The sequence below is a fragment of the Phormidium pseudopriestleyi FRX01 genome (genome assembly GCF_017313335.1).
GTDB lineage: Bacteria > Cyanobacteriota > Cyanobacteriia > Cyanobacteriales > Laspinemataceae > Laspinema > Laspinema pseudopriestleyi.
In genome coordinates, this window is sequence record NZ_JAFLQW010000515.1 from 1 (window position 1) to 9,581 (window position 9,581).

Here is a 9,581-nt window from a genome sequence, read left to right on the forward strand (position 1 = left end):
CCGGAGAGAGGGACCCTACCCTTGGGGGACCGGAGGGGGACCCCACCCTAACCCTCCCCTTGCTAAGGGGAGGGGACCGGAGAGAGGGACCCTACCCTAGGCAAGGGGAGGGGAGGGGAGGGTTATTCAGAAATTAGAAAAAGGCTTAACCCAATGACGGGCGATCGCCGCATCTAACAGAACCCTCGCCACCGCAAATATTAAAATACTTTCACTCGCCGTTACAATCAAGGGAAAAACACTACTTTGATTGCTTAATCCCACCTCAATTTGAGCCAATCCTCGCACTAATCCAAACGCAAATACCGCCCCAGATTTCAGGTGAGGATTAACATCATCCCGGATAATATAACGGTAAGTCACCCCAAACAAAAAACCCGCAACTCCTGCACTTGTGCCACTCAACCAAAACCGCTGCCATTCGGGGAAAATCGCCCAACTCTCAACCCCAGGGGATAACATCAACTGATTCCCCAAACTCGTCACCCCCCAGGCGACTGCCACGGAAAATCCGGCGATCGCACCCGCCTTAATTGATTCAATTCGTTCCGTCATCAGTTCCATTTTTCCCTCCAGTCAATCCAGCATCACCTGATTCTGAGTTTATGAGATTTCTGGCCCAATTCAACAAAAATTCTAAAAATTTATAGGTCTAATTTAACTAAATGTAATGCTTTATCTTTCAATGTTTTATATTATTTTACCATTAAAATGAGGGATAAATTATCATAATTACAACCATAATTTATCCCTCATTTTTGATAGTTATCACGAGAAGTAAGTCATCGGGTTAAAGCCGAACTCACCCCATGCTGACAAATTACAAGACTTTATGAGTGTACTCGTGTTGCTTAACGTTATCTTCAGGGCGAACAATGTTATCGGAATTCAGAACCCGCTTGCGATCGACCGAATAGTTAAATTCGCGATAAGTTGACCCGATCGCGATCGCCTCACGAGCTTCAGGACGATGTTGATAGGTGCGAACCGTCGAAATAGCCCTTTCTCCAAAATCATCACAGAATTGAGCATCAGCAGGAAACTCCGCCAACATTTTCGGCTGTTCACCCTCCAAAACTGTACCCAGAGTAGTGGCACAAGCCATTTCATAAGAGGTAGGAATTCCCTTAAGAATCGCTTCTAAAGCTGCCGAAGGGATCGGTTCTACAATTTTGACCTGATGGACTTCCCCATCTTGCTTGAGAAAACAAGTGGCCAAACCGACGACTAAATAATCTTCGGTTGTGACATCAGGCGCGTTCGCGTAAGGAGTTGCAACGGACATGATTTATTACCAACAATTCAAGGACAAGCACTATTGGCTTGCATTTTAGCAAGAATTGTGGACCAACCTCTCATCCTTGTGACGAAAGCTCCGCCGAGTCATGCACAATTGGAGGCTCTGCCTCCTGTCTCCAGTGCGATCGCCCCCAATACAGGCGGCAGAGTCTCCAAATGCCCGTGTCACGGCGGAGCCATGACACGAGAAATAACGTTATAGAACAGGTTCCAACTCCGACAACCCCTGAACATCGATCGCCAAAAGATGCTCATAGGCGGAGTCAATCACTCGTTTCCCCCGTAAAAAGCCCGTACTCGCCCCGGGACAGATATAGTGCAAGCTATTAGGTGTAAATCGCTCTTGCAGTCGCTTCAAGGACTGAATTTGCCTGGTCCAGTGAAACGTTTTAGAGGTTCTCAAAGGCATCGGTTCTCCCTGAGCATTGGGCAGTAAATGCCTTCCCACAAATAAAACCCCTCCGTGACCCCCATAATATAAACAGGAAGACCCGGGAGAATGACCCGGGGTCCAAATTCCCTGACAATTGGGACTCAGGGTGCAATCCTTCTCAAACGTCTGCACCGTCAATTCCGGCAGTAAATAGGCTTCCCACTCTTGAATCACCACTTCACAGCCGGTTGCCTTTTGAATTTCCTTAACTTTGGAAATCCCCCCCCGATGGGTTAAAAATAGCCACTGCACACCGCCTTGCTGGTGGAGGAATTCCTCCGTCGATTCATTCCAGGGAGGACAATCTACCAAGATATTGGCGTTGTTTTCTACAATAAGATAAGCTGTCGCGCCTAGGGTCTCTCGATTGGGAGAAAAGGCAAAAATATCATCAAAGACAGCCCGTGGTTGTTTGGGCATAGCATGATTCTCTGGTTACTGCTTCTAGGATTTATTACATACATTATTTTGCGGCAGCGTGTGGCACACCTGACGCGCACGCCGGTTTGGGTGTTGTGGTTGGCATTAATGGCCCCCGCATTCCTATGGATGGCTTGGTTTTTCATTCATGGCGAGGACACTCCCTTACCCACCGAAGTCGCCCTCGGCTTATTTTTGGTGTCGCCTCTCGTCTATTGGATACTTTTTTTCTGGGGTCGCCGGAATATGCGCCCCCCATTAGAACAGGAGGTGGGAGTTACCCCAACTCCGGAATCTCCCCGAATCACAGGTGTCTCCCGCCAGGTTCCTCCTGCTAGTCTCCAGGAATTACGCGCCATGAATGATGGAGAAGAACAGCAACTGCGGGAATGCTTTGATTGGACAGTTTATGCCCTGCATCAGGTTGATTACCGTCCGCAAGCGGTGATTTGTCGGGGTCAGTTGCGATCGCCCCCGGAGTCGGCTTATCAAAAAATTCGCGCCAAAATAGAAGATAAATTCGGCGATCGCTTCCTAATTATTTTTCAAGAAGATTTCCAAGGCAAGCCCTTTTTTATCTTAGTTCCCAATCCAGAACAAACCGCCTCCACCGATGACTTAAACAAACCCCTAATCGCCCTATCCCTGGCCGGAATTACCCTCTTTACCACCACATTGTTCGGGACGGAACTGGCGGGCTTTTCTCTGGAGAAACTCCAATCCAATCCGAGTTTATTACTCCAGGGGCTACCCTACGCCGTCGCCCTGATGCTGATCCTCGGTATCCATGAATCCGGTCACTATCTGGCCGCCGTTTTTTATAAAATCAAGACAACCCTGCCTTATTTTATTCCCATCCCGTTGTTGTTAGGCACTTTTGGGGCGTTCATTAAAATCCAGTCGCCCATACCGAATCGAAAAGTCTTGTTTGATGTCAGTATTGCCGGTCCCCTGGCTGGATTTGTGGTCACCCTGCCTCTGTTGTGGTGGGGATTAGTGAATTCCACCATCGTACCCATCCCAGAGAACGCCGGAATGTTCCAAATCACCGCCCTGGACCCGAAAAGTTCCTTGATTCTCACCCTTTTGAGTAAACTCGCCCTAGGGTCGCAACTCACTCTCACCAGTGCCATTAACTTACATCCCGTTGCTGTTGCCGGATATATTGGCTTAATCGCCACCGCCTTAAACCTGATTCCCGTGGGTCAATTAGATGGCGGACATATTATTCATGCCATGTTTGGGCAGGTGAAAGCTACCCGCATCGGACAAATAACCCGAATTGCATTTTTGGGACTCGCTTGGGTGCAAAAGGGATGGATTATTTGGGCGCTTCTGTTATTCTTGATGCCAATTGTAGATTCCCCAGCCTTGAATGATGTCAGCGAACTCGATACTCGTCGGGATATTTTGGGGTTTGTGGCGATCGCCCTATTTTTGGCGATCGTCTTACCGGCACCCCGACTAATCACCCAGTGGTTAAATATAATTTGAAGGGGATATCACACTGGAGGAGACCACCGCATCCCAAGCCATAGACTGATTTCCCCTTGCTCATTATGAGCGATCGCAATGTGTTCCCCAATCTCAGTAGTTCTCAGAGTTTTTATGAACGACAAACAACCCGTTACAGTCATTGGTGCCGGACTTGCAGGCACCGAAGCCGCGTGGCAAATAGCCCGCGCTGGGGTACCCGTCGTCCTCTATGAAATGCGACCCGTGCAAATGACCCCCGCCCATCATACCGGGGAATTTGCCGAACTGGTATGCAGCAACTCCTTTGGGGCCAAAGCCAGCGATCGGGCTGCCGGATTACTCCATGAAGAACTGCGCCAACTCGGGTCCATCGTTATCGGCACCGCCGATCGCCATCAAGTCCCCGCCGGTGGTGCTCTAGCCGTCGATCGCGGCGTCTTCAGCCATGAACTCACCGAAACCCTCGCCAACCACCCCTTAATCGACCTCCGGCGAGAAGAAGCCCCAGAAATCCCCCAAGATGGCATCGTCGTCCTCACCACCGGACCCCTCACAACCCCCGCCCTCGCCGCCGACTTGCAGCGCTTCACCGGCATGGAATACATGAGCTTTTTTGATGCCGCCAGTCCCATCGTTGTCGGCGACTCCATCAATCTGGATATCGCCTTCCGCGCCTCGCGATATGACAAAGGGGACGCCGACTATATCAATTGTCCCATGAACAAAGAACAATATCTGCATTTTTGGCAGGAATTGTGCAAAGCCGAACAAGCAGAATTAAAAGACTTTGACCGAGAAACCTCGAAATTTTTTGAAGCCTGTTTACCCATTGAAGAAATGGCAAAACGGGGAGAAGATACCATGCGTTACGGTCCCGTCAAACCCGTAGGATTGAGTGACCCGCGCTATGAAACCCGTCCTTATGCCGTGGTGCAATTGCGCCAAGAAGACAAAGCCGGACAACTCTGGAACATGGTCGGATTCCAAACTAATCTACGGTGGGGAGAACAAAAGCGAGTCTTTCAGTTAATACCTGGATTAGAAAATGCCGAATTTGTCCGTATGGGAGTGATGCATCGGAATACCTTTATTAATTCCCCGCAATTGTTGGACCGAACCTTACAGTTCAAAGGGCGATCGACCCTCCTAGCTGCGGGACAACTCACCGGCACTGAAGGCTATACCGCTGCATCTGCCGGAGGCTGGTTAGCCGGAACCAATGCCGCCAGGATAGCACTAGGATTAAAACCCGTCTGGTTGCCTTATACAACCATGATGGGAGCGCTATTTTCCTTTATCAGTTCCGCCTCCCCCAAACACTTCCAACCCATGCCGCCTAACTTTGGGATTTTGCCACCCTTTCCGCAAAAAATCAAGAGCAAACCTGAACGATATGGCAAATATCGCGATCGCTCTTTGTCTCACCTAGCCAGTTGGCGCACCCGCTTGAATGTGAGAGTTCCGGCCCTGACTAAATAATCCTTCGTCCTCTGGGGGAGATGGGGTGGTTTCATCCACCCCATCTCCCTCATCCTAAAACTCCACCTCAGCCAACCCTAAATATTTCACCCCTTCTGGACTTAACTCAAACCGACAGGGCAAAATTTCCAATCCCTTAGCAAATGCTTCTCGTAATAACTTGCCATAGAGCGGATCAGCGGTATCTCCTGGGCCAAAAACCTCACAATCTCCCCGACTGATAAAAAATAACGCGACTGCTCTTGCTGAGTGAGTCTCCATCACATCCACTAACTCTAACAAATGCTTATGACCTCGGGTGGTGATGGCATCGGGAAATAAACCTTTTCGTCCTTGCGCCCAAGTGACATTTTTCACTTCCAGATAAATGGGTGTTGTTCCCTCAGTTCCAGTGAGGAAAAAATCCACCCGACTTTTGCGATCGCGTCCATAAACCACTTCCGGCTTGATAGTCTCATACTCACCCAATCCAGGAATGAGTCGCCCTGCCAAGGCTAATTTAATCACTTGATTCGGCAAACTGGTATTTACTCCCACCCAAGTTGTCGGATTTTCTTCCGCTGCCACTAATTCCAAACTATAGGGTAGTTTGCGCTTGACATTGTTACTCAGGGAGACCATCACTCGACTTCCCGGGGCTGATAATCCCAACATTTTACCGGGATTAGCACAATGCGCTATAATTTCTTCGCCTGTATCAAGTTTGATATCGGCTAGAAAGCGTTTATACCGCTTGAGTAAGGTGCCGGGAAATAAAGGGGGATAGTTGTAAATGAACTCGCTCATGACTGAATTTGGACTCCGAGGTGAACAAACCAGTTTATCAGAAATAGGTACGAAGACTGAGCCGCTAGGAGAGAGTCGAGGGGATTTTACTAAAAATAATCCCCCCTATTTCTCCCGATTTACATTGCCACTTGGTTAGGCTCACCGGCAAAAAAAGGATTAAAAGAATCATTTTATACCTTGACCCTCCTAAAATAATAGCAACTTTATGTTCGGACATTTACAAACCTAATCCAAATTTTGAGTTTCGTAGTCAAAACTGACAGAAATTTGCTTTTGAAAAAATGGATATAATTCTATTAACTCCTCTGTGATGTGACAAGAATATTTCGGTAAAGGTAGAGAAATTATTTCGTTTTCAACTAAAATCGCAAAAAAATATTGCAACAAAGAAATACTACGGGGTATTTTTTTAAAAGATGTATTATTTACAGTTTTTTTAATACAATTAATACAATTTTTAATATTTTCTTCTTTATCCGCGCTGACCAAAATCCTATATAAATTATCGCAAAATCGGCTCATATCTTTGGGTTGAAGTCCTTCGGGAATTTTGTTTTGCTCAAATAGCTGTTGGGTAAATTTGGCAATTTGACCTTTTTTCTTTAGGTCTGGATAATCACTCTCTTTGATTACAGAAGATACTTCCTCGAATGCAAGAATTAAAGTATCCAACTGTTCAACCGTAGATTTAATTTGGGCGGCTAAACGCAGCTTTTTCCAATCAATTTCCGAACTTTTATAAACTAAATCATGGGTGGAAACGGCCCAAGCGTGTTCAAAAGCACTTTATAATTTGAATTTCAAAAAAAACATTAAAAATATTTAATGATTCGTCTAAACTTGGGTCGATGCTTTTTAATTTAGCCGAAAGTCTTGTTGAATCAAATTTGAACACATCCGGTGCTTTTTTCGCCTGTCCTCTTTTAAGGGTTTTAGTCACATTAAAACTATTTTGGCAAAAATCTATCACTTCTTGTTCTTGCGATAATCGAGGGATAATCACGGTACAAGCAAATAAATCATTAAGGTCTGACCATTTTTTGAATCTCCCCGTTTCAATTTTCTCAGCTAAAGATTCAATGGTCTTAATCCGAGAAGTGAATGCGTATCCTTTATTATCACAAAAATTGACCAGTGTTGATTTAACTCGCTTTGCTACTTCTTCAACTAAGGGGAGGTACTGTTGATATTGACGGTCTAAAATCGAAGGATACTTCATTAATAACCTTAGAAATTATGGAACAATCACAATAGATGACAAAATTACGGATTTTAAACTATCAATTCGGGTTCGGGATTTTTCAGTTCCGGAAAGAAGAGAAGTTGCAATTGCATCATAATATGTTTGAGCTTCTTTATCAGTGATTCGAGTCTCATCAGACTCTACCCTTTCTAAAAATTTAGCAATATTTTTAGGTATTTCTCTATTTATTTCTAAAGGTTTTTTTTGATTTAATTCGGCAACAGCAGCAAAAAACGAATAAAAATCAGTTTGGTTCTTCAGGCGAGTTTTGGTTAAATCAATCGACGAATCAACCGAGGGTTTAAAAATCTGTTGAATTAAATTAATCACATGTTTAAATTCATCTTCTATTTTATCTTGGTTTTCCCACTCTAAATCTCTATCATTAAATGCTGCATCTAAGTCGTCTGGACGATATGATTTGACTCCCTCTTCTAAAAATAGGAGGAGTCGAGTGACAAATTCCACATCTTTCATTTGTTTTCTTGATTTGGGGGCAATTGAGGGGAAGTTGTGGGGTAAAACTGATAACATCCAGTCTGTCAACTGTTCGACGGTGGTAATAAAGACGCCATCGAACCGGGCGTGTCGAAGTTCTTGAGGGGTTAATTTACTGACGTTCCGATTGATGCGGTCAAAAATATCATTAATTATTTTTTCATCCGTAGAAGGAACTGATTCAACGGCAAACTGATAGGTCCAAAAACTTTGCTTTACTTCGGTCTCTAATTCTTTGAAAGATAATCCTCTTAGTCTCGTAATGGTAGCTTTTTCGCCGACGGGAAATTTATTTTCGGCAAATTCAAATATAGTAGATAATCTTTGTTTACCATCGACTACGCTATATTTGGAGAACCCATCATCCGTAATTTCTCGATATAAAAAAATGGCAGGAGATGGGTATCCATTCAAAACTGTATCAATAAAATCATCTTTGTATTTTTGATTCCAAACACTTCGTCTTTGATAAGGAGGATTTAGGTCGAGGAGGTCTCTAGTGTAGAGGTCCCAAAACCAAGAAATTGATTGAAAGTTTATGGTTCTACTCATCTTTTTTATTAGAATTGCTGAAAACTATGTACAAGGGCAAAAATTTTAAATGATATCCGTTGATGCCCGATGCAGAGGTACTTTATCAATTCTCGCATCAATTCTTACCCCAGTATTATAACGGCGATCGCACTCAACAACGCCCCAGCAAGCCTCAAACCCTACACCAAACCGTTGGATTTTCCTTCCTTCCCTAAAATCCACTCCAACACAATCGGATTGACGACCTCGGGGGCTTCATCTTGGGGACAATGACCTAATCCTGGTAAGGGAATAAACTTGTCTACGGTGGGAATTTGGGCAAATTCTTGTCCCAGGGTGAGGGGTTCCCAGGGGTCATCGCTTCCCCAGAGGAGGAGGGCGGGACAAGGTAAAATCGGCAGCAAATCTTCCGGTAATGGCCCTTGGGAATAGCGGGTAAAGGCGACAAAAACATCCACGGCACCAGCATCCCGGGAGGGTCCGAGAATAATTTCGACCAGTTCATCGGTGACGGCATCCGATCGCCGGTAGGCTTGCAATAAAATAGAGCGGACTGTTTTCGCAGTAGCTAATTGTTTAAAAAAGAATTGGGCAATCCACTTGACAGATAATATCTTTTGTGCGATAGGTGGGCCAATTCGTTGATACCAGGGTTTCTGGGACCGTTTGCGATCGTGCAGCAGGCGCAGGGAACAGTTAATCGCGACAATCCCCTTAGCGAGTTCAGGATGATCCACCGCAGCTTGCATGATGGCAATACAGCCAATGGAATTCCCCACGAAGAAGGCGGGACCCCCGACGATTTCCCGGCAAAAATCAGCGAGTTGTTCTCCCCAAGTCTCGAAGGTATAGGCGATCGCCTCCCCTGGGGTTGGTTTAGCCGAGTAGCCAAACCCAATCAAGTCAATGGCATAGACTCGACAACCCGTCGCCAAGTCCGGAATATTTTTGCGCCAGTGGCCGCAGGAGGCTCCAAATCCGTGGACGAGCACCACTGCTGGTCCCGCCTCTCCTTGCTGTTGGTAGCATATCGGAAACCCGCGCCAGGTCCAGGTTTGAAAGGGCAAAGGGGCGCTAGGGGAGGAGGCTGAAGGATTGGAAGGAATCAGAGTCATGACTGGGGTAGAGAGGGAATCAGGCCGATCGCCCCTGAATTTTGAGGTCTGAATCCAAAATTGAGGGGTGGGCTTAACATGATTTTACAATCTTTTCCGGCCCTTGGAAGCATCTAATTTTGGACTGGGGAATTTACGACGGACAAAGAAAGTGCTTGACACTCCCACGTCTAAAGAGCATGGGATTCTTTAAGAGTCCAGAATTTAGACCTTAAGGGCGTAGTCAATGCGCCCCTACCTATTCACGCTCACTGACTCTCGCCATGAGGCTTACGGCTACCTTTTTTAATCTCGA

General features: G+C 45.9%; 10 protein-coding genes. 2 read left to right on the forward strand and 8 right to left on the reverse strand.

Annotated elements, in window-relative coordinates; genetic code table 11:
* Positions 1–126: 126 nt before the first annotated feature.
* The 3 genes from J0895_RS19485 to J0895_RS19495 all read right to left on the reverse strand — a co-directional run bounded on the left by J0895_RS19485 (position 127) and on the right by J0895_RS19495 (position 2,152).
* Positions 127–555: a hypothetical protein gene (locus J0895_RS19485; RefSeq protein ID WP_207089664.1), complete on the reverse strand. Its 429-nt coding sequence runs from the start codon at positions 553–555 to the stop codon at positions 127–129.
* Between the two features lie 265 nt (positions 556–820).
* The gene (locus tag J0895_RS19490; RefSeq protein WP_207089665.1) at positions 821–1,285 is read right to left on the reverse strand and encodes a hypothetical protein; all 465 of its coding nucleotides are present in this window, start codon (positions 1,283–1,285) and stop codon (positions 821–823) included.
* Positions 1,286–1,495: 210 nt separating this feature from the next.
* Complete coding sequence (locus J0895_RS19495; protein ID WP_207089666.1) at positions 1,496–2,152, reverse strand: MBL fold metallo-hydrolase; 657 nt, start codon at positions 2,150–2,152, stop codon at positions 1,496–1,498.
* A gap of 3 nt (positions 2,153–2,155) precedes the next feature.
* Here J0895_RS19495 and J0895_RS19500 point away from each other — a divergent pair, with 3 nt between their 5' ends.
* Both J0895_RS19500 and trmFO read left to right on the forward strand, forming a co-directional pair.
* On the forward strand, positions 2,156–3,646 hold the full coding sequence (locus tag J0895_RS19500) for a site-2 protease family protein (protein WP_207089667.1): 1,491 nt from the start codon (positions 2,156–2,158) through the stop codon (positions 3,644–3,646).
* Positions 3,647–3,760: 114 nt separating this feature from the next.
* Entirely contained in the window at positions 3,761–5,107 is a 1,347-nt protein-coding gene (gene trmFO, locus J0895_RS19505; RefSeq protein ID WP_207089668.1) for an FADH(2)-oxidizing methylenetetrahydrofolate--tRNA-(uracil(54)-C(5))-methyltransferase TrmFO, read from the forward strand.
* A 54-nt stretch (positions 5,108–5,161) separates the two neighbouring features.
* On the opposite strand, the gene sfsA is transcribed toward trmFO, so the two are convergent.
* From sfsA to J0895_RS19530, 5 genes are all read right to left on the reverse strand, one after another.
* On the reverse strand, positions 5,162–5,893 hold the full coding sequence (gene sfsA, locus J0895_RS19510; RefSeq protein WP_207089669.1) for a DNA/RNA nuclease SfsA: 732 nt from the start codon (positions 5,891–5,893) through the stop codon (positions 5,162–5,164).
* 228 nt (positions 5,894–6,121) lie between these two features.
* Positions 6,122–6,568 (reverse strand): hypothetical protein, encoded by a 447-nt coding sequence (locus J0895_RS19515; protein WP_207089670.1) that lies wholly within the window; start codon positions 6,566–6,568, stop codon positions 6,122–6,124.
* A 103-nt stretch (positions 6,569–6,671) separates the two neighbouring features.
* Entirely contained in the window at positions 6,672–7,115 is a 444-nt protein-coding gene (locus tag J0895_RS19520) for a nucleotidyltransferase family protein (RefSeq protein ID WP_207089671.1), read from the reverse strand.
* A 15-nt stretch (positions 7,116–7,130) separates the two neighbouring features.
* Complete coding sequence (locus J0895_RS19525; protein WP_207089672.1) at positions 7,131–8,189, reverse strand: DUF262 domain-containing protein; 1,059 nt, start codon at positions 8,187–8,189, stop codon at positions 7,131–7,133.
* A 161-nt stretch (positions 8,190–8,350) separates the two neighbouring features.
* On the reverse strand, positions 8,351–9,286 hold the full coding sequence (locus J0895_RS19530; RefSeq protein ID WP_207089673.1) for an alpha/beta fold hydrolase: 936 nt from the start codon (positions 9,284–9,286) through the stop codon (positions 8,351–8,353).
* Positions 9,287–9,581 lie beyond the last annotated feature (295 nt).